This is a genomic window from Hyphomicrobium sp. CS1GBMeth3, from assembly GCF_900117455.1.
Lineage (GTDB): Bacteria > Pseudomonadota > Alphaproteobacteria > Rhizobiales > Hyphomicrobiaceae > Hyphomicrobium_C.
On record NZ_FPHO01000003.1, the window covers coordinates 2243826 to 2261977 of the forward strand.

An 18152-nucleotide genomic window follows, 5' to 3' on the forward strand; every position below is an offset into this window, starting at 1 on the left:
GATTTGAAAATGCAGCCCGGCGTTTCACCGAAAGAGCCGCAATACCATGTCCTGCCGCGCTCGATCGGGCGCATCGCATCCGTCACTGGGTCGAAGGCCATCCTGTTGCTCGACGTCACGCACGAGAACGATCCGCGCAACAAGGCGGACCGTCCCGAGATGGGCACGCTGCTCGCCATCGACACCGGCAATGCCACGGTGCTCGCCACCGTTTCTGCTTTGAGCGTCCCGCTGCCCGCGCACGGCAACGAGCAGGAGATCCGTATCGCCGAACTCGGTCTCGTCGGAGAGCTGAGCAAGAGCCCCGACGGCAAGCCGATCCGCTTCCATCGCGGCACGAGCGTCTACCCCGCGCTCGGCGACCGCGTCCGTTTCGCCACCAAGTACGAGCTGCAGCTTACTTACACGGGCAACGAGCAGGACACGGTACGCATCGGCTCCATTCACCAGGAGTCTTCGATCCCGGCCATGATCCGGGTCGACGAGTTGCTCGGCAAGCATTTCGCCATCCTCGGCACCACGGGCACCGGCAAGTCCTGCACCACGGCGCTGATCTTCCGCGCCATCCTCGAGCGGACGCCCAACGCGCATATCGTGCTGCTCGATCCCCACAATGAATACGCGACCGCCTTCGGCGCCCGCGCCGAGGTGATCTCGCCGCGCACCCTGCAGCTCCCGCTCTGGCTGTTGAACTTCGAGGAAGCGGTCGAGGTCCTGGTCGGCGATCCCGAGCGCAAGGCGGAGATCGAGATCCTGCAGGAGCTGATCCCGCTGGCCAAGGCGCGCTACAGCGTCGGCCGCGCCGCCCAGGATCAGCAGAAGCTGCGCAAGCCCGGCCTCGACGCCAGTAAGTTCACGGTCGACACGCCCGTCCCTTACCGCATCTCGGACCTCACGAGCCTGATCGACGAGCGCATGGGCAGGCTCGAGAACCGCAAGGACCTCGCACCCTACCGTGCGCTGAAAACCCGCATCGAGACGTTTGCGCAGGACAGCCGCTACGCCTTCATGTTCGGTTCCGTCACAGTTTACGACGGCATGACGCAGGTGCTGTCGCGCATCTTCCGCGTGCCCGTCAACGGCAAGCCGATCACCATCCTCGAGCTGACGGGCCTGCCGCCTGAGGTCGTCAACGTCGTCGTCTCCGTGCTCTGCCGCATGGCCTTCGATTTCGCGCTGTGGGGCGAGGGCAAGATCCCGATCACTGTTGTGTGCGAGGAAGCGCACCGCTACGTGCCGCTGAACCCGCAGACGGGCTTCGAGCCCTGCAAGCGTGCGATCGCGCGCATCGCAAAGGAAGGGCGTAAATACGGTGCCTCGCTCTGCATCGTCACGCAACGCCCCGCGGAGATCGATCCCACGATCCTCTCCCAGTGCAACACCGTGTTCGCGCTGCGCATGTCGAACGACCGTGACCAGGCCATCGTCGCCTCCGCCGTCTCCGACACTGGCTCTGGCCTCGTCGAGTTCTTGCCGGCGCTTGGCGCCCGCGAGGCCATTGCCTTCGGTGACGGCGTGCCGATCCCGGTTCGCATCCGTTTCGACGAGCTGCCGGCCGACGCCTTGCCGCGTTCGACGACAGCAGTATTCTCCGAGCGCTGGCAGGAGTCGCTCGGCGACGAGAGCTTCCTCGAGTCCGTGGTGGAGCGCTGGCGCGCGGCCGGCGTCTGCGGCCAGATCGATGCCGCAACGCAGGCCCAGTTGCTCGCCGAAGCCGTCAACCTGCCATCGTCTGCGGGCACGCCGCGTCGCGCGGAGCAACCGGAGATCGACGAGCGCGCCGCGCCTAAGCCCACGGCCGAGCAAGTGCCACCCCTGCCGGAACCCCCCGCATTCGAGCGCGCACCGATCGACCGCGCCGCGATCGAGCGCGAGGTGGGCGAGTTCGTGAGCCGCCGCACGCCCCAGCCGCTGTCGCGGAACGCGCTGCCGCCTGAGCCGGTCGATGAGCCGCAGCCTGTTGTCACGCAGCGCCCCGCGCCGCCGCCACTGCATCGTCCCGCGATGCAACCACCGATACCGCGCAACGCTGCTTCTGCCGAGGCGTATCCCGCCGCGCCGCCTCCGATCCCGCGCGCGGCGCCAGCCGCAGAGGCACGCCCGGCTCCTCCGCCGGCACCGGAGGGCGAACAGCCACCTCCGCCGCAGCAAGCTGCCGAGTCGTCTAATTCGCGCCTCGCCTTACGCGAGCGATTGCTGAGGCCGTCCGTCAGGCGCTGACCCGGACGCTCACCTTAGGCGTCGTCAGTGCGCGGCTTGCCGCTGTCGCTCCATCCGTTGAGCACGTCGAGGATCGGCGTCAGTCCTTCGGTGTTGGCCAGACGATAGACCTCGATGTCGCGACGCGCTCCTTCGCTCCACCCGGCGATGGTCAGTGCCCGCTCGGCCTTCGAGAACAGACCGTGGTTGCGCAACGGCGCTGCATCGCGCACGGCGGCGTCGCGGGTTTCGGCATCCGGCCCGCTGGTCTTGCCGTGCTCCTCCAGCCAAGCCTGCCGGATCTTTGTCAGGTCGGTATCGCTCGGCAGCGCCTCTTCGTCCTTGAGCCTCTGCAACTCGCTCTTGGTCAGCTTCAACCAGCCCGGCTTCGGCCACTCGACGAGATCGAGATCGTCGAGCACGCCAGCGAGCTGGTTCATGGCCAGCGCCTTCGCACCCTCCTTCTCGGTGTCGCAACTGTAGAGGTTCGGGATGACGAGATAGGAGCGCGTGCGGTGGTAAATGAAGTGGCGGCGCACCCACTCGATGTCGGTGTCCGGTGCGCGTGCAATGGCCGTCGCAATCGCATCCTGAATTTGCCGTTTCTTGTCGCCGGCCATCTCGGGACGCCGCGCCGGAGGGTTGAGAATGGCGAGCACGAGCAGCCCGAAATCGATGCCGATTGAAGCGAGCAGAGCGATCAGATCGCGGCCCGTGATCGGATCGCCCGCCTCCGTGTGTGCTGCGGGCTCTGCGCCGCCGCTGAACACGTAGGAAATCAGCCCGCCGCCGTAGGCGCCGATGTTGCGCCACAGGTTCTTGACCGCATTGGCGACGCCCGCCGGTCCTTCGCTGAAGGCCGCGTCGCGCAGCGTCACCTCGGCCGGTTGGTCGGCTTGGTCGGCCGCCTGATTAAGGCGTTGCGCCAGCGTCGGATCGTAGCACGAGAACCCGGCCTGCCCCGGCGGCACCGAGACCGACTCGGCGAGCGCACGCATCTCCGCCGCGGTCGACTTTCCAAGCTCGTTCGAGCGCGCTGCGATGTTGCGCGCCGAGCCGCGGATCTGCGAGGCCATCGTCTCGAAATTGCGCTGCCGCTCCTCGACGCTCGAGCCTGCGAGTGACCGTGCGCTTTGGCGAAGCTGTTCGACCTCCGCCTGCACCGGCTCGAGCCAGCTCCGCACCATGCCGTCGCGCAGCGTCGCAACAGAGTCCCGCACGCCGCGCCGCGCATTGTAGAGCGGGCCGCGTCCCGCGCCTGAAGGCGTACCGCAGCTACCGCCGCTCGTCTCCTCGCGTGCCATCTGGCTCTCGGACCACGAGACGACGTTATCGAGCTGCGAGCGCACCGCATCGAGCCGCGCCGCCACCACCGCGCTCGCGTCGCGTGCGTCCTCCTGCAGCCCCGAGAGGCCCGTGCGCGTCGCTTCCTGACCAGAGATCAGGCTCCACCAGAAGCCGTAGCCGAAGCCGATCGACCAGAGCGCGAGGAAGGCATAGAGGATGAAGGTGATGACGCGGTCGCCGAAGTCGCGGCCTGCGCCGAACGTCTCGCGCAGGCAGAGCCACATCAGGAAGGTCAGCGCGAAGACGACTGTAACGACGAGCACGTCGTTGGGGATCGACATGGACCCGGGATCGGTCGGCGTCTCCGACACGCCGATGATGAAGTCGCGCATGCCGTGCCAGGTGGCGTAGCCGGAGATGAACAGCAACATCAGCGAGGCAACGCCGATCAGCATGTTGCGCCCCAGCAAATAGTCGAGACGGCGCCGCCATGCTTTGGACGGCTTCGATGCGGCTTCGGCCATGACGCGATACCCCCAGTCGATGCTCCCGGCGGCCGGAAATGTAAGGGAAAAGGAAGAGGCTGTCCTGCCACGGGCTCAGATGAGCCGCGCGCGAGCGTCGAAGCGTAGCAGCTACGCCACGCTCAGCGTGGAAATCTTATCGGTTCTGGTCGTTGGGGCGGATCTCGACCAGGCGAGGGCCGGCAGGTGTCCGCTCTGCGTCGTCCGGCGTGGCCTCGCTCTCCGGCGCAGGCTCGGGCGCGGCCGCTGCGGGAGCACCGGCGGCGCCGTGCAGCCGCTCGAGCTCCCGGAACCGCCGCCAGGTCCACGGCAGAGCCGCGAGGTAGGCGATCGAGCCGATGGCCAGCGTCGGATAGGGATAGGTCAGGAGACACGCCACCGCCAGCATGGAGAGGATGAACAGCGGCAGAACCCAATCGCGCCCGATGCGCTCGCCGAGCAGCTTGCCGGAGTACGTCGGCAGCATGGAGACCATCGTTAGACCGATCACCATCACGTAAGCCAGCACGAGATTGAGCAGGATCGGTGAGGCGCGCAGATCGAGCCCGAGGTTGGCCAGATAGATCGGCAAGAGCACGATGATCGCCGCCGCCGGCGTCGGCACACCCATGAAGAAGTCCGACTGCCATCGCGGCCGCTCATCGTCGATCAGGGTGTTGAAGCGCGCGAGGCGCAGTGCGGAGGCGAGCGCGAACAGCATCACCGCGATCCAGCCCAGGCTGCGGTGCTCCCCCAGCCCCCAGGTGAAGATCATGATCGCGGGCGCGACGCCGAAATTGACGAAGTCTGCAAGGCTGTCGAGCTCCGCGCCGAAGCGTGAAGAGGCCTTGAGCAGCCGCGCGATTCGCCCGTCGATGCCGTCGAGCAGCGCCGCGAACACGATCGCAGCCAGCGCAAAATCGTAGCGCCCTTCGATCGACATGCGGATCGAGGTCAATCCCGCGCAAAGGCCTAGAAGCGTAAAGAAGTTTGGCACCATCATGCGCACCGGGATGCGCGCGTGGCTGAACATGCGCCGCCGCCTGCGTCGCCGCGTGTGCTCTTCGAGTTCCGGTACGACAGGGTCCATGAGAGCCCTCCGTGTTCCCGGCCATGATCGCTTCGGACCCTATCGTCCGAAGCGTGAATCATTGGCCGTCAATATCAGTGCCCATGATCGCTTCGGACCCTATCGTCCCAAGCGTGAATCATTGGCCCAAACTAATGCCGCCGCGCCTCGCGCTCCGGTTCCGTCGACCTTAGGTCCGACAGCACGGTCTCGCCGCCGATGGCGCGCTGGCCGACGGCGACCGCCGGAAAAGCACCGACCGGCAGATAGGTATCGACGCGCGAGCCGAAGCGGATCAAGCCGAACCGCTCGCCCACGCCGAGGCTGTCGCCCTCCGCCGCAAGCGTCACGATGCGCCGCGCGACAAGGCCCGCGATCTGTACCACTCCGACTTTGACTCCGGTCGGCGTCTCGATGACGATCGAGCGCCGCTCGTTCTCCTCCGACGCCTTGTCGAGCGCCGCGTTGAGGAAAGCGCCGGGGATATAAAGCGAGCGGATGATTCGTCCGGCCAACGGCGCCCGCTGGATATGCACATCGAATACCGACAGGAAGATCGAGATGCGCGTGCGCTCCTCGTCGCCGAGCCCGAGCTCCGCCGGCGGCCGCACTTTCTCGATGAGCGAGATCTTGCCGTCCGCCGGAGCCAGGATGAGCCCCTCGCGCAGCGGCGTCACCCGGTCGGGATCGCGGAAGAAGTAGATGATCCACGCCGTGATCAGCGCCGCGATCCAGCCGAGCGGTGCCCAGAGCAGGAACAGGAGCAACGTAACGACGAGGCCGATGGCAACGAACTTGTGCCCGTCGCGATGCACGGGCGCCAGGCTGTCGGCGATGGTGTCGAGCAGGGAATGACGATCGGACAAACAGTCCTCCTATGCGCATGCCTTGCGCGGGCAGTTCGGTCGGCGGCAATCATAGCACGCTTTGCGCGCTGCGACCTCTCAGAGCGGGATGGCCACGAACCGCGTGTCGCCTTTGGCATCCTCGACCAGAAGCAGCACGCTCTTGCCGCCGGCCCGCTTCACCTTCTCGATCGCCGCCTCGATGTCCTTGATGTCCGTCACCGGCACTTGCTGCGCCTCCGTGATGACATCTCCCGGACGAATGTTCCGGGACGCGGCCGGGCTCGAAGGATCGATCTCGTTGACGACCACCCCGGTCACCTTGGCGTCGAACCCATAGCGACCGCGCAAGTCGTCGGTGAGCGGTGCCAGCACGAGGCCGAGCAGCGTGGTCGACGGCTGCGATGGCTCCTCCTTGCCGGACTGCGCCGGCTCAGGCTTACCTTCCTCGTCCTCCAGCATGCCGACGGTAATGGAAAGCATCTTCTTCTGCCCCTGCCTCAGCACCTCGACGTCGACCGGTTTGCCGATCTGCGCCTGTGCCACGAGCTTCGGCAGCCCGCGCATGGTCGTGACGGCCTTGCCGTCGAACTTGAGGATGACGTCGCCCGGCTCGACGCCGCCTTTGGCCGCCGGCGAATCCGGCGTCACGCCGGCCACGAGCGCGCCCGTGTTCTCCGGCACGCCGAGGCTTTCGCCGATATCCTCGCTGATCGACTGGATCTTGACGCCGAGCCAGCCGCGTTTGACCTGACCGAACTCCTTAAGCTGCGCAATGACCGTCGTGACCGTATCGGCGGGCACGGCAAATCCGATGCCGATGGAGCCGCCGGTCGGCGAGATGATCGCCGTGTTCACGCCGACGACCTGGCCCTCCATGTTGAACAGCGGGCCGCCGGAGTTGCCCTTGTTGATCGCAGCGTCCGTCTGCAGGAAGTCGTCGTAGGGCCCGGCGTTGATGTCGCGCTGCTTGGCCGAGATGATTCCGACCGTGAGCGAGCCTCCAAGACCGAACGGGTTGCCGATGGCCATCACCCAGTCGCCCACTTTGAGGTTGGAGGAGGAGCCGAAGCCCACCGACACGAGCGGCTTCTTCGGCGTCACCTTGAGCAACGCGAGGTCGGTCTTGGTGTCACGGCCGAGCACTTTGTCGACCTTGAGCTTCGAGCCGTCGTGGAAGTTGACGACAATCTCGTCCGCGCCGTCGATGACGTGGTTGTTGGTGACGACAAGGCCCTCGACGCCGTCGATTACGAAACCGGAGCCGAGAGAGGACACCTTGCGGTCCGCCGGCGGCACGCGCCCGCCCCGCTTGTTGAAGAAGTCCTCGAAGAAATCCTCGAATGGCGAGCCCTTCGGAACCTGCGGCAGCGGTACGCCTTCGGGGCCCTTGGCGATCTGGCTGGTCGAGATGTTGACAACGGCATCGATGAGCTTCTCGGCTATTGGCGCCACCGACTTCGGACCGTTCTCCTGCGCCGCGGCCCGGTCTGCCATGCCTGGTCCGGAAAGAACGAGAGCTGCGAGAGCGGCAGCCAGCGCTCGGCCTGTGCCGGCCGTTGCGCGGTGCCCGAGTGTCGTGATCATCTGATGCTCCTTCCCGACCATGCGCGTGTCGGATGCTGTCGATCTGGCACGCAAACCCCGGCCTCCGCGGGGAGGCCGTGGTTTGCATGCCAAAAGCTGGGCGCAGTCCCGCCAGTCGCGTCCAAAGTGTGAGATCGCCCGTAGGCTGTCAACGTGGCCGGCGCGTGGCGGTTCGAAGGGACGCGCACCGCCCAATGATCGCCAACCGTCTGTCACCCGCGCACCAGCCAGACCACGAGCGCGCCGACGGCGACTGCCACCCAGCCCGCTTTGCGCAGACTGTCGTCGGGCGTCGCCGCTGCCGTCGCCAGGAGACGGCGCCCGAGCGCCGGGGACAGAGCCCACAGCAGCCCTTCGATGACGAGCACCAGTCCTAAGGCGACGAAAAGATCGCTCATTGTCTAGGCGCGGCGGTTCCGGTTCCCGTGGGGTCGCTGAAATACTTGAAGAAGTCTGAGTCCGGCGAGATCACGAGACGCGTGTCGCCGGGCTTCAGGCCCTGCTCGTACGCCTGCATGGAGCGATAGAACTCGAAGAAGCCGGCATCGCGGTTGAACGCCTCGGCGAAGATCCGGTTGCGCTCGGCTTCGCCTTCACCGCGCAACTCCTCGCCCTTCCGCGTCGCTTCCGCCTTGATGATCGTGACCTCGCGGTCGGCGGTCGCGGTAATGCGATTAGCTTCGCCCACGCCCTGAGCGCGGAACTCTGCGGCCTCACGCTGGCGTTCGGCGCGCATGCGCTCGAACACGCTCTTCTGGTTCTGGTCCGGAAGGTCGGCGCGCTTGATGCGCACGTCGACGACCTCGAGGCCGAAGTCGTTGCCCTCCTCGTTGACGTTCGTGGCAATACGCTTCATCAGCGCCTCGCGCTTGTCCTTCACCACGTCTTGGAACGTGGATGCGCCGAGCGCGCGCCTGAGCGCCGACTCGACGATCGGGCCGAGGCGCGAGCGCACTGCGCCCTCATGGCGCAGCGTCTGATAGAACTTCAGCGGGTCGACGATCTTGTAGCGCGCAAAGGCATCGACGATGAGACGCTTCTGGTCGGAGGCCGTGACCTCCTGCGCCTGCGTATCGAGATCCAGAATGCGCTTGTCGAAGATGTCGACAGTCTCGACGAGCGGCAGCTTCCAGTGCAGGCCGGGCTGCTGCACGACGCGCTTCGGCTTACCGAACTCGAGCACGAGCGCCTGCTCGTTCTGGTGCACGATGAACGCCGAGGCATAGACGGCGACCGCGGCGGCGCCGAGAAGAACGACGATGAAAGCGAGGAAGGCACGCATCTTCAGTTTACTCCCTCGCCAGTGGTCCGGCGCTGCTGGAGCTGATCCAGGGGCAGGTAGGGCACCACGCCCTGTCCGCTCTTGCTGTCGATGATTACCTTGTCGGTGCCTCCAAAGACACGCTCCATGGTCTCGAGGAAGATGCGCTTGCGCGTCACGTCAGGTGCTTTCCTGTATTCGTCATAGACTTTGAGGAAGCGGGCCGTCTGGCCTTGTGCTTCCGCGACCGTCCCCTGCTTGAAGCCCTCGGCGCCCTGTAGGATGCGCTCGGCCTCGCCGCGCGCCTCCGGCACCACTTTGTTGGCGTAGGCGAAGGCCTCGTTCTGCAGACGCTCCTTGTCGGCGCGCGCCGCCTGCACGTCGCGGAAGGCGTCGATAACCTCCGTCGGCGGGTCGACCTTCTGCAGCGTCACCTGGTCGACCTGAATACCGGCTTTGTAGCCGTCGAGCGTCTGCTGGATCAGCGCCTGCACGTCGGCTTCCGTCTTCTGGCGGGCCTCGGTCAGGATCGGCTGAATGTTCGATTGCCCTACGACTTCACGCATGGCGCTTTCGGCGACTTCCTTCACCGTGTTGTCAGGGTTCTGGATATTGAACAGATACTCTTCGGCGTTCTTGATGCGCCAATAGACGACGAAGTCGATGTCGACGATGTTCTCGTCGCCGGTCAGCATCAGGCTCTCTTCCTTGACGTCCTGCACGCCGCCAGTGCCGAAGCCGCGCTCGAAGGCGGCCGAGCGCATGCCGACCTCGATAATGTTCTGGCGCGTGACTTTGGGGCGCAGCACTTCCTCGATCGGATACGGATAGCGGAAGTGCAAGCCCGGCGGCTCCTGGCGCACGAACTCACCGAAGCGGAGCACGACGCCGAGTTCGTCGGGATCGACGCGGAACAGGAACGCATACCAGCCGACGACAGCTGCTGCCACGACGGCCGCGAGCAGCGCCAGGGGCCCCGGAATACCGCCGCCATGCATGACCTGTTTCATGCGGTCCTGGCTGCGCTTCAGCATCTCCTCGAGATCGGGGGGCTGGTTGCCCGGGCCCTGGCCCCACGGACCGCCACCGCCTCCACCACCCTTCCAGCCGCCGCCGTTTCCACCGCCGCCGCTCTGATTACTCCAAGGCATATGTTCTGAGCCTCTTGAATTTAAGTGATTGTCGGGAGCCGCTGAGAGAGTGCCAGGATTGGGCCCTGGCGCGCGTAAGTCCCGGATGGAAATTGCGCTTTGCTTATAGGGGAGGACCCCGATGGACGCAAACCGATTGCCGGATAATTGGTTGGCAAAGGCCCTGAATCAAGGCGTCCCGAGAGGTAATTCGTCCTGCAACTCTCAATCCTTACGGTCGAGCACCCTTAAGGTGGCCGTAACGTCATCCTTTTCGCTCGCCGCCAGCGGTTGACGCTCGACCTCCTGCCAGTCCGAAAGATCCACGTCAGGGAAATACACGTCGCCTTCGGGCTTGGCGTCCACGGCCGTCCAGTAGAGGCGGGTGGCATGCGGGAGCGCGACGCGGAACACGTCCGCCCCGCCGATCACCATGATCTCGTCGGCGCCGCTCGTCAGCGCCAGCGTGCGGGCGAGCGTCTGCGCATCGGCGAAGCTGTGGACGACGCTGACGCCATCCGCTTCGAAGAAGGGATCCGTCGTCAGCACGATATTGTCGCGCCCGTCGAGCGGCCCCTTGAGCGACTGAAACGTCTTGCGGCCCATGATCAGCGGCTTGCCCATGGTGAGCCGCCGGAACGTCTTGAGGTCGGCCGAAAGCTTCCAAGGCAGCTGGCCGTTTTTGCCGATGACGCCGTTCCCGGCCACGGCAACGATAAGTGAAATTCTCAAAGAGACGACCTCAGGCTCTGCATCCCTGGATAGGCACCATGGCGATCTGGTTGTCGGCGTTATACCTGTTCATCGCGCCACTCGCCGCGTCTACCCCTAACCCAACTACGCCGCCGAAAACAATATTTCCCGCCGACATCGCCTCGGTATTCGAGGCGATGATGCCGACGCCATCTTGGAAGCATTCCTTGCGACAGGTCACCGCGATCGAGTCCTGGCTCTTGTCCAAAACGATAGCAGCAGGAGTCGTGACAACCTTCGTCCCGATCGCGCCGGATGTCAGAGTGCACTGCGCGCCGGGAGCTCCAGGAGTGTTGATCACGACCTGCTGGGTGGTTCCTTTCGTTAACGTTGCGCAGGCCGAAATGCAGAAAGCTGCGCATGCGGCAGCCGCAAACGATAAGACACGCATGAACTCCCCCCGGGTACTGCGCGATCTGCTGAAATGTGAGCAACAGAAAGTACCCGTAGAGACGAAGACGGATATTGTCTAGTCAGCAGGCGTACGGTTTTGGGGGTTGTCCAGAGGCAGTTGCTGAGCCGTTGCTGCTCAGACAGCGACCGGCGCCGCAATGTGAGGATGCGGATCGTAGCCCTCGAGAGCGAAGTCCTCGTAGCGGAAGGCGAAGATCGAGCGGACATCCGGATTGATGGTCATCGTCGGCAGCGCCCGTGGCGTGCGCGAGAGCTGCAGGTCCGCCTGCTCCAGGTGATTGGTGTAAAGGTGCGCATCGCCGAAGGTGTGCACGAACTCGCCTGGCTTGAGCCCAGTAACCTGCGCCATCATCATCGTAAGCAGCGCATAGCTCGCGATGTTGAACGGAACGCCGAGGAACACGTCCGCCGACCGTTGGTAGAGCTGGCACGAAAGCCGCCCGTCTGCGACGTAGAACTGGAACAGGCAGTGGCAGGGGGCCAGCGCCATGTCCGGAATGTCCGCGGGGTTCCAGGCCGAGACGATGATGCGCCGGCTGTCCGGATTGGTCTTGAGCGTCTCGACGACCTCGCTGATCTGATCGATCGTCCGCCCGTCCGGCGCCGCCCAACTCCGCCACTGCTTGCCGTAGACAGGTCCGAGGCTGCCGTCCTCGCGCGCCCACTCGTCCCAGATGCGCACGCCGTTGGCCTTGAGATAACCGATGTTGGTATCGCCCGCGAGAAACCAGATCAGCTCGTGGATGATCGAGCGCACATGCAGCTTCTTCGTCGTCACCAGCGGGAAGCCGTCGGCGAGGTCGAACCGCATCTGGTGGCCGAAGACCGACAGCGTGCCCGTGCCCGTTCGGTCGGACTTGGCGACGCCGTCGGTGCGCACGCGGCGGAGGAGGTCGAGATATTGCTGCATGGCCCTGATGTAAGCCGATTCCGGGTCTGTTTCACGTTCCGACCACCCTATCAGTCCGAAGCGTGAAACACCGCTCTAATTAGTGGGCGCGAACAGGAAGATAACCGTCAGCGCGAAGGCGTTGATAACGGCGTGCGCCACCACGACGGCGCGCATCGAACCGGTGCGCCACATGATCCAACTCATGCCCACGCCCGCCAGAAATACGCTGGCGAGGCCCGGCCCCGAGTAGCCCACGTGCAGAACAGTCCACAACCCCGACGAGAGAATGGCGGCAGGCCAGTACCCGAGCCGGCTCTTGGCGAGCGCCGACAGCAGGAAACCACGGAACGTGATCTCCTCCCACAGCGGCGCCAGCACGACGGCCGCCAGGATCACGGCCCACCAGTAAGGCGATTTGAGGCCGTCGAGAATCCAGCGTCCGTCCGAGAACAAGGGAACTTCCGCAAGACGATAGAGCAGGATTTCGATCGGCCCGATGAGAACGATCAGGAGCGCGCCGTACCCCACGGCCGTGAGCCAGCCGGTCTGAGGCGGGGCGAGGCGAAGCGTCGGGATGCGCGCGCCCTTCCATCCGGCTGCAACCCACACGATGGCGAGGGAGAGAAACTGCCCCGCGATCATCTGCGCCAGCATGAATGGCGAGGCAAGCGACGGAATGCCGCCCGGCGTGGTTCGCGCGTCGCCGGTCACGAGGCTCGCATCCTCGGCAAGAATGGCGAGCAGCGCCACGGCCATCGGCGCCAAGCTCGCCAGCACGGCGACGGCAATCGCAGCGCTCGGTCCCCAAGGCGTTTCGGCACGATAAGCCGCGCGTGGGCGGTCGTCGGCTACGGCAGGCATTGACTATGCGGGCCCTTGATGATGGAGGATAAGCACACCTGAAGCGGGTGCTCCGAGGCTGAGAGACAGCGTCACTTTGCCTGCAGAAAGGCTCTGAGCCCAGGCACTTTTATTTCAGAGGCTCCCGTCATATATTCCAGGTGCTGGATTCGTCCGGCTATGGCGATAAACGCGACCGTAATAAGCCGTTCGGACCCGGGGGCAGTACCCGGCGCCTCCACCACCAGCCCATCGTAAAGTTCCGAGGGTGAGCTGCTGATGGGGGCGAACTAGGATCGACGAGGGTGTAAAGGGTTTAGCTTTTGCCCGGCATGATACCGCCGTCATCGGGTCATTCAGAATAGTTGCCAATGACAACTATGCTGAGGCTGCTCTCGCTGCGTAATGCGGCGCGATAAGCCTGAAGACGAAAGTCCTTGCTCCTAGCCGAGTAAGGCGCGGTCCGGGAGGCACCGGGCAACAGAAGCCTCCCACTCATTAGCGTCGCCGGGGAAAGGCGCGATCGGGGACGAAGCGACAAACGGCATGACGGTTGAGTCGACGATCGACTACGAGGGACTGGCGCAGGAAGCGATGCGCGGGGTCGTTCGCAAGGTTCTCGCCCGCACGGCGAAATCGGGCCTAGTCGGTGATCATCATTTCTACATCTCGTTCGATACCGAAGCGCCGGGCGTATCGCTGTCGCGGCGCCTGAAGGAGAAGTATCCGAACGAGATGACGATCGTGCTCCAGCACCGCTTCTGGGACTTGGCGGTCACGGAGGAGCGCTTCGAGGTGAAGCTGACGTTCGACGGCATCCCCGAGCGTCTTGTCGTCCCATTCGATGCCATCAAGGTTTTCTTCGATCCGTCGGTGCGCTTCGGGCTTCAGTTCGAGGATCCGAACGCCGGATCGGACGCTGCGGCGCAGGGCTCGGCTGGCCTCGACGGCCTTGCGTCACGCGGCGCGACCAGAACCCGCAAGACATCTCGCCCGCGCAAAGCGCCGTCTCAGGATGGCAAGCCCGTGTCCACTGGCGCAGCGTCCGAAGAGCCGGCAACGGCGGATGAGACACCGCCGGTGACGCCGCTCGCGGCCAACGCAACAAAGCGGTCGGCGGCGGCATCGGACGATGAGGCGGCTGGTACAGATGAGGCCGACGCCGCGGGCCGCACCGGCGGCGCCGAGATCGTCAGCCTCGATAAATTTCGCAAGAAATAAGCGCTCCGCTTCCAGAGCGGGCGAACTTTAGCGTCGTCCGAGCGGATGCTCAAAGCGCTTGCGCACCCACCGCCGGTTGTAATGCCGATACGGTCGGTAGTCGTAACCGTCATCGTAATAGTAGTCGTCGTAGTAGTAGCTGCGGTAGCGCGGCCTATACGCATATCCGTAGTCATAATCGTAGCTTGGCCCGATGTAGATGCCGACGCCACCCCACCGTCCGTGGCGAACGTGCTGCACATTGCTCTGCGCCTGATGCGAGACGGAGGCACCGTTTGCCGTCGTGACGGGCCCGGCCGCCGCCGGGCCGCCGATGCTGAGCACGATTGCGGACAACGCGATCGCCGTGCTCTGAACCTTGCTGCTGTTCATGATCTTTCTCCTGAAGCGGACTTCGTTTTTTGAAACGTCGTCCCCGCTGAGAAGAAAATCGGGGAGCGGCCGGTGCGGTTCCAACGAGCGCGGGCCGAGCCGTTCGAGGTTATGAATGTCTATTCAGGTAGATGAACCTTAAGTGACTGAAATTTTTTATGTTTTTAGCAACGGAAGCGAGGTCGGGCCGTCGTTCTCCTCTATGCAAGCCCACGAGAGCCGCTGAGAGCGGACGGGGCCGAAACAAAGTGGAGACGACACATGAACGCGAAGATGAAGACTGCCCTTCTGACTGCCGCCGCCCTCGTGATGACCGCCGGCGTATCCGTTGCCGCCCCCGTCAAGCACGCGCACTACGGCAAGCCGGGTTATTCGAAGGTCTACAAGAAGCCCGGCATCAATGCCTTCGAGCGGCGCGCCATCGCACGCAGCGCAGCCAACCTCGCGCAACTGAAGCGCCGCGTCTGGCGCGACGGCAGGCTGACGGCCTTCGAGCGCATCCAGCTTCGCAACGCTGAGCGGCGCCACGCCGCGCTGGTCGCCCGCGCCTACCGCTCGTAGTGGCTCGTCGTGACGAAGCATCGGAAAGGGCCGCGCGCCTGCGCGGCCCTTGACCGTATGCGGACCGCAGTCGAGGGTGCGGACGTCGCGCACCGCGGAGATTGAATGCTCCCGGCGAACCAACGACGCAGGGAGCTTGTAGTGGTCGACAGCGCGGCTTTGTACGACACACACCGCGGACGCCATCTCAAGCGGGCGCTGGGTATTGTCGCACTCACCATCGTGCTGGGCCCGCTTGTTGGCGGGATCGTTGTCCTCGGCCCGCTGCTGTTTTCCTCGCAGAAACCTTTCCTCTCGCTTGCGGACTTCGCGGGCGCAGTCGGTGGCGTCGTCATGCTGAGCTATGTGTTCGGCGCCAGGCGAGCGATCCTCGCTGCCCTGTGGATCGGCTATCGTCTGGTTGCGCGGCACCATCAGCTATTTGGAGTGCGTTGCGGCCGCGCTGGCCACCACGTTGATCGGTGTCGTCTATCTTCTGGCTCTTGTCGGCCTGGACGGATGGGCTGCCGTGCTGACCCTTAACCTGTTTCTCGGCGTCGCCTCTGTCGTTGCGGCGCTCGTGTGCCGTTGGGTCGGCGGAGCGGCCGGACTTTTGCCGCGCTAGCCGCGACCTTGGTTCCGGCCCTCCTCCCGTGCTATGGCGACCGCAGTTCCCGCATGACCAGACGACGGAACCTCCCATGACCGAGAAGAAAGTCCCCGCCAACCCGGCCGTCCGCATCGAAACCGACACCTTCGGCGAGATCGAGGTGCCAGCGCACTGCTGTTGGGGCGCACAGGCGCAGCGTAGCCTCGGCAACTTCAAGATCGGCTGGGAAAAGCAGCCGGCTCCTGTGATCCGCGCGCTCGGCATCGTGAAGCGCGCCGCCGCGGAGACCAATATGGCGCTGGGTAAGCTCGATCCGAAGCTCGGAGAGACGATCATCAAGGCGGCACAGGAGGTGATCGACGGCAAGCTCGGCGATCATTTCCCGCTCGTCGTCTGGCAGACCGGTTCGGGCACGCAGTCCAACATGAACGCCAACGAGGTGATCTCGAACCGCGCCATCGAGATGCTTGGGGGCGTGATGGGGTCTAAGAAACCCGTGCACCCGAACGACCACGTCAACATGAGCCAGTCGTCGAACGACACCTTTCCGACGGCCATGCACATCGCCTGCGCCGAGGAGGTCGTGCACCGGCTCATTCCGGCTCTCAAGAAACTCCACGGCGCGCTCGCCGAGAAGGCGAAGGCCTGGCACGACATCATCAAGATCGGGCGCACGCACACCCAGGACGCGACGCCGCTCACGCTCGGCCAGGAATTTTCGGGCTACGCGCAGCAGATCGAGAACGGCATCAAGCGCATCGAGATGACGTTGCCGGCGTTGATGGAACTGGCGCAGGGCGGCACGGCGGTCGGCACCGGCCTCGCGTCGCCCAAAGGTTTTGCCAAGAAGGTGGCCGAGCACATCGCCGCCATCACCAAGCTGCCGTTCACCTCGGCGCCGAACAAGTTCGAGGCGCTCGCTGCGCACGATGCGATGGTCATGACGCACGGCGCCATCGCGACTGTCGCTATGAGCTGCTTCAAGATCGCAAACGACATCCGCTTCCTTGGCTCGGGCCCGCGCGCAGGGTTGGGTGAGCTGGCGTTGCCCGAGAACGAGCCCGGCTCCTCGATCATGCCGGGCAAGGTGAACCCGACCCAATGCGAGGCGCTGACACAGGTCGCCGCCCACATCCACGGCAACAATGCCGCCATCGGCTTCGCTGGCAGTCAGGGCCACTTCGAGCTCAACGTCTTCAACCCGATGATGGCCTACAACTTCCTACAGTCGGTGCGCCTCCTGGCCGATGCCGCTGTCTCGTTCACGGACAACTGCGTCGTCGGCATCGAGCCGCGCCTCGACAACATCGCCAGTGGGCTCGCGAACTCGCTGATGCTCGTGACGCCGCTCAAGGAGAAGTACGGCTACGACCGTGCCGCCAAGATCGCCAAGACCGCGCACAAGAACGGCACGACGCTGCGCGAGGAAGCCATCAAGGACGGCATACCGGCCGAGGATTTCGATCGGATCGTGCGCCCCGAGAAGATGATCAGCCCGGAGTGAGGGGCATCGCGCCCTTTTGACGTCCGCGGCGCCTGAGCGTAGGATGCGCATTAGTAATGCGCATGATGTATGCGCACAGGAGGTGCGGATGGACAGCAAGGCTCCCAAAAGAAAGCGCGCCGTGAACCTGTCGATCGACGCTGAGCTGGTCCGTGAAGCCAAGGCTGCCGGTGCCAACATGTCAGCCCTGCTCGAAGCGGCGTTGCGTGATCTTCTTGAAACGCAACGCACCGAGCGATGGCGCGAGGAGAACAGGGAAGCGCTCGCCGCCTACGACCGGCATATCGAGAAGGATGGGCTATGGTTCGACGAGTTTCGGACGTGGTAGATGCGCCAGTTCGACGTTTTCAGGAATCCAAGCAAAGCCTCTGCGAAATATGCCCCGTTTCTCGTGGTGCTCCAGTCCTCTCTCACCCTGACGGAAACGACGGTCGTCGTAGCACCTCTTGTTCTGCCGGATAGGCTTCCCGTCGCCTCCCGCCTCTTTCCGAGAGTGAAGGTCGGAACGCGCGCAGTCGTACTATCGACGAACGAGTTGGGAGCCATCGGCCGTCCGCATTTGAAGGAGCGAGTGGGAAACCTCGAATCCGAGCGAGATACCATCATCGCTGCGATCGACATGCTTTTTTCTGGGTTCTGACACCATGTCCGCCGAGATCATCAACCTCCGCAAGGCCCGCAAGGAGCGCGACCGCGCCGCCAAGGAAAAGCAGGCGGAGGAGAACCGCGCCAAGTTCGGCCGTACGAAGGCCGAACGTCGGCGGGCTGAAGCCGAACAGGACATTGCTCACTGCCGCCTCGACGCCCACCGGAGGGGAGAGGACGACGACGATAGCGGGCCGGCAGCGTCATGACATTTGCCTCGGCGCGCCCGGTCAAACGCTCGTTCTCGATCCGTGGCCATCGCACGTCGATCTCGCTCGAGGAGCCGTTCTGGGAAGCGCTGAAGGAAGCAGCCGCACGGGAGCGTATTCCGCTCGCCGCGCTCATCGCCCGCATCGATGAGCAGCGCGGCGGCGCAGGATTATCGAGCGCCGTGCGGGTGTGGATCCTCGAGTATGCGCGTGCTGCAGGCGCGATTGCGAGCTACGACGGCGGCAACCGCGATTGAGCGGAGTTGGTAAG

Annotated in this window: 21 protein-coding genes and 1 other RNA gene; 11 read left to right on the forward strand and 11 right to left on the reverse strand. The window is 64.6% G+C overall.

Annotated elements, in window-relative coordinates:
* Nucleotides 1-9 precede the first annotated feature (9 nt).
* Nucleotides 10-2220, forward strand: coding sequence for an ATP-binding protein (locus tag CS1GBM3_RS17940; RefSeq protein WP_072396969.1), 2211 nt, complete (start codon nt 10-12; stop codon nt 2218-2220).
* 14 nt (nt 2221-2234) lie between these two features.
* Here CS1GBM3_RS17940 and CS1GBM3_RS17945 read toward each other — a convergent pair whose 3' ends face one another.
* From CS1GBM3_RS17945 to CS1GBM3_RS17980, 8 genes are all read right to left on the reverse strand, one after another.
* A complete protein-coding gene (locus CS1GBM3_RS17945; RefSeq protein WP_072396970.1) occupies nt 2235-4010 on the reverse strand; it encodes a hypothetical protein in 1776 nt (591 codons plus the stop codon).
* A gap of 136 nt (nt 4011-4146) precedes the next feature.
* Nucleotides 4147-5079, reverse strand: a complete 933-nt coding sequence (locus CS1GBM3_RS17950) for a CDP-alcohol phosphatidyltransferase family protein (protein WP_072396971.1) — start codon at nt 5077-5079, stop codon at nt 4147-4149.
* Between the two features lie 131 nt (nt 5080-5210).
* Nucleotides 5211-5924, reverse strand: coding sequence for a phosphatidylserine decarboxylase (locus CS1GBM3_RS17955; RefSeq protein WP_072396972.1), 714 nt, complete (start codon nt 5922-5924; stop codon nt 5211-5213).
* Nucleotides 5925-6002: 78 nt separating this feature from the next.
* Nucleotides 6003-7490 carry a Do family serine endopeptidase gene (locus CS1GBM3_RS17960; protein ID WP_072396973.1) on the reverse strand — a complete coding sequence of 496 codons (1488 nt, stop codon included), beginning with the start codon at nt 7488-7490 and terminating at the stop codon, nt 6003-6005.
* A 212-nt stretch (nt 7491-7702) separates the two neighbouring features.
* A complete protein-coding gene (locus CS1GBM3_RS17965) occupies nt 7703-7888 on the reverse strand; it encodes a DUF2065 domain-containing protein (protein ID WP_072396974.1) in 186 nt (61 codons plus the stop codon).
* Complete coding sequence (gene hflC, locus CS1GBM3_RS17970) at nt 7885-8772, reverse strand: protease modulator HflC (RefSeq protein ID WP_072396975.1); 888 nt, start codon at nt 8770-8772, stop codon at nt 7885-7887. The genes CS1GBM3_RS17965 and hflC overlap by 4 nt, the downstream gene beginning before the upstream one ends.
* Nucleotides 8773-8774: 2 nt before the next feature.
* Nucleotides 8775-9902 (reverse strand): FtsH protease activity modulator HflK, encoded by a 1128-nt coding sequence (gene hflK / locus CS1GBM3_RS17975; RefSeq protein ID WP_072396976.1) that lies wholly within the window; start codon nt 9900-9902, stop codon nt 8775-8777.
* Between the two features lie 204 nt (nt 9903-10106).
* Nucleotides 10107-10613, reverse strand: coding sequence for a dihydrofolate reductase (locus CS1GBM3_RS17980; RefSeq protein ID WP_072396978.1), 507 nt, complete (start codon nt 10611-10613; stop codon nt 10107-10109).
* A gap of 38 nt (nt 10614-10651) precedes the next feature.
* On the opposite strand from CS1GBM3_RS17980, the gene CS1GBM3_RS19635 reads away from it, so the two are divergent.
* Nucleotides 10652-11107 carry a hypothetical protein gene (locus tag CS1GBM3_RS19635; protein ID WP_139247964.1) on the forward strand — a complete coding sequence of 152 codons (456 nt, stop codon included), beginning with the start codon at nt 10652-10654 and terminating at the stop codon, nt 11105-11107.
* Nucleotides 11108-11163: 56 nt separating this feature from the next.
* On the opposite strand, the gene CS1GBM3_RS17990 is transcribed toward CS1GBM3_RS19635, so the two are convergent.
* Together CS1GBM3_RS17990 and CS1GBM3_RS17995 are read right to left on the reverse strand one after the other, a co-directional pair.
* Nucleotides 11164-11958 (reverse strand): thymidylate synthase, encoded by a 795-nt coding sequence (locus CS1GBM3_RS17990; protein WP_072396980.1) that lies wholly within the window; start codon nt 11956-11958, stop codon nt 11164-11166.
* Between the two features lie 75 nt (nt 11959-12033).
* Nucleotides 12034-12801 (reverse strand): CPBP family intramembrane glutamic endopeptidase, encoded by a 768-nt coding sequence (locus CS1GBM3_RS17995; RefSeq protein WP_072396981.1) that lies wholly within the window; start codon nt 12799-12801, stop codon nt 12034-12036.
* A gap of 103 nt (nt 12802-12904) precedes the next feature.
* Between CS1GBM3_RS17995 and ssrA the strand changes: the two genes are divergently transcribed.
* Together ssrA and CS1GBM3_RS18005 are read left to right on the forward strand one after the other, a co-directional pair.
* Nucleotides 12905-13276, forward strand: a transfer-messenger RNA (tmRNA) gene (gene ssrA, locus CS1GBM3_RS18000).
* A gap of 50 nt (nt 13277-13326) precedes the next feature.
* The gene (locus CS1GBM3_RS18005; RefSeq protein ID WP_072396982.1) at nt 13327-14001 is read left to right on the forward strand and encodes an SspB family protein; all 675 of its coding nucleotides are present in this window, start codon (nt 13327-13329) and stop codon (nt 13999-14001) included.
* A 27-nt stretch (nt 14002-14028) separates the two neighbouring features.
* Here the strand turns inward: CS1GBM3_RS18005 and CS1GBM3_RS18010 are convergent, their stop codons facing one another.
* On the reverse strand, nt 14029-14373 hold the full coding sequence (locus CS1GBM3_RS18010; protein ID WP_072396983.1) for a hypothetical protein: 345 nt from the start codon (nt 14371-14373) through the stop codon (nt 14029-14031).
* A 261-nt stretch (nt 14374-14634) separates the two neighbouring features.
* Between CS1GBM3_RS18010 and CS1GBM3_RS18015 the strand changes: the two genes are divergently transcribed.
* The 7 genes from CS1GBM3_RS18015 (at nt 14635) to CS1GBM3_RS18045 (ending at nt 18138) form a co-directional block, all read left to right on the forward strand.
* Nucleotides 14635-14934 carry a hypothetical protein gene (locus CS1GBM3_RS18015; RefSeq protein WP_072396984.1) on the forward strand — a complete coding sequence of 100 codons (300 nt, stop codon included), beginning with the start codon at nt 14635-14637 and terminating at the stop codon, nt 14932-14934.
* A gap of 343 nt (nt 14935-15277) precedes the next feature.
* On the forward strand, nt 15278-15538 hold the full coding sequence (locus CS1GBM3_RS18020) for a hypothetical protein (RefSeq protein ID WP_072396985.1): 261 nt from the start codon (nt 15278-15280) through the stop codon (nt 15536-15538).
* A gap of 76 nt (nt 15539-15614) precedes the next feature.
* Nucleotides 15615-17027, forward strand: a complete 1413-nt coding sequence (gene fumC / locus CS1GBM3_RS18025) for a class II fumarate hydratase (RefSeq protein WP_072396986.1) — start codon at nt 15615-15617, stop codon at nt 17025-17027.
* 88 nt (nt 17028-17115) lie between these two features.
* Nucleotides 17116-17355 (forward strand): type II toxin-antitoxin system CcdA family antitoxin, encoded by a 240-nt coding sequence (locus CS1GBM3_RS18030; protein ID WP_072396987.1) that lies wholly within the window; start codon nt 17116-17118, stop codon nt 17353-17355.
* Entirely contained in the window at nt 17356-17667 is a 312-nt protein-coding gene (locus CS1GBM3_RS18035; protein ID WP_072396988.1) for a CcdB family protein, read from the forward strand.
* Nucleotides 17668-17671: 4 nt separating this feature from the next.
* A complete protein-coding gene (locus CS1GBM3_RS18040) occupies nt 17672-17881 on the forward strand; it encodes a DUF4169 family protein (RefSeq protein WP_072396989.1) in 210 nt (69 codons plus the stop codon).
* On the forward strand, nt 17878-18138 hold the full coding sequence (locus CS1GBM3_RS18045; RefSeq protein WP_072396991.1) for a ribbon-helix-helix domain-containing protein: 261 nt from the start codon (nt 17878-17880) through the stop codon (nt 18136-18138). Before CS1GBM3_RS18040 ends, CS1GBM3_RS18045 begins: the two co-directional genes overlap by 4 nt.
* Nucleotides 18139-18152 lie beyond the last annotated feature (14 nt).

Bases quoted from the DNA above. Each gene is read 5' to 3' on its own strand.
- CS1GBM3_RS17940 (WP_072396969.1), top strand. From the start codon at position 10: ATGCAGCCCGGCGTTTCACCGAAAGAGCCGCAATACCATGTCCTGCCG.
- CS1GBM3_RS17945 (WP_072396970.1), bottom strand. From the start codon at position 4,010: ATGGCCGAAGCCGCATCGAAGCCGTCCAAAGCATGGCGGCGCCGTCTC.
- CS1GBM3_RS17950 (WP_072396971.1), bottom strand. From the start codon at position 5,079: ATGGACCCTGTCGTACCGGAACTCGAAGAGCACACGCGGCGACGCAGG.
- CS1GBM3_RS17960 (WP_072396973.1), bottom strand. From the start codon at position 7,490: ATGATCACGACACTCGGGCACCGCGCAACGGCCGGCACAGGCCGAGCG.
- CS1GBM3_RS17965 (WP_072396974.1), bottom strand. From the start codon at position 7,888: ATGAGCGATCTTTTCGTCGCCTTAGGACTGGTGCTCGTCATCGAAGGG.
- hflC (WP_072396975.1), bottom strand. From the start codon at position 8,772: ATGCGTGCCTTCCTCGCTTTCATCGTCGTTCTTCTCGGCGCCGCCGCG.
- hflK (WP_072396976.1), bottom strand. From the start codon at position 9,902: ATGCCTTGGAGTAATCAGAGCGGCGGCGGTGGAAACGGCGGCGGCTGG.
- CS1GBM3_RS19635 (WP_139247964.1), top strand. From the start codon at position 10,652: ATGGCGATCTGGTTGTCGGCGTTATACCTGTTCATCGCGCCACTCGCC.
- CS1GBM3_RS17990 (WP_072396980.1), bottom strand. From the start codon at position 11,958: ATGCAGCAATATCTCGACCTCCTCCGCCGCGTGCGCACCGACGGCGTC.
- CS1GBM3_RS17995 (WP_072396981.1), bottom strand. From the start codon at position 12,801: ATGCCTGCCGTAGCCGACGACCGCCCACGCGCGGCTTATCGTGCCGAA.
- CS1GBM3_RS18005 (WP_072396982.1), top strand. From the start codon at position 13,327: ATGACGGTTGAGTCGACGATCGACTACGAGGGACTGGCGCAGGAAGCG.
- CS1GBM3_RS18010 (WP_072396983.1), bottom strand. From the start codon at position 14,373: ATGAACAGCAGCAAGGTTCAGAGCACGGCGATCGCGTTGTCCGCAATC.
- CS1GBM3_RS18015 (WP_072396984.1), top strand. From the start codon at position 14,635: ATGAACGCGAAGATGAAGACTGCCCTTCTGACTGCCGCCGCCCTCGTG.
- CS1GBM3_RS18020 (WP_072396985.1), top strand. From the start codon at position 15,278: ATGTGTTCGGCGCCAGGCGAGCGATCCTCGCTGCCCTGTGGATCGGCT.
- fumC (WP_072396986.1), top strand. From the start codon at position 15,615: ATGACCGAGAAGAAAGTCCCCGCCAACCCGGCCGTCCGCATCGAAACC.
- CS1GBM3_RS18030 (WP_072396987.1), top strand. From the start codon at position 17,116: ATGGACAGCAAGGCTCCCAAAAGAAAGCGCGCCGTGAACCTGTCGATC.
- CS1GBM3_RS18035 (WP_072396988.1), top strand. From the start codon at position 17,356: ATGCGCCAGTTCGACGTTTTCAGGAATCCAAGCAAAGCCTCTGCGAAA.
- CS1GBM3_RS18040 (WP_072396989.1), top strand. From the start codon at position 17,672: ATGTCCGCCGAGATCATCAACCTCCGCAAGGCCCGCAAGGAGCGCGAC.
- CS1GBM3_RS18045 (WP_072396991.1), top strand. From the start codon at position 17,878: ATGACATTTGCCTCGGCGCGCCCGGTCAAACGCTCGTTCTCGATCCGT.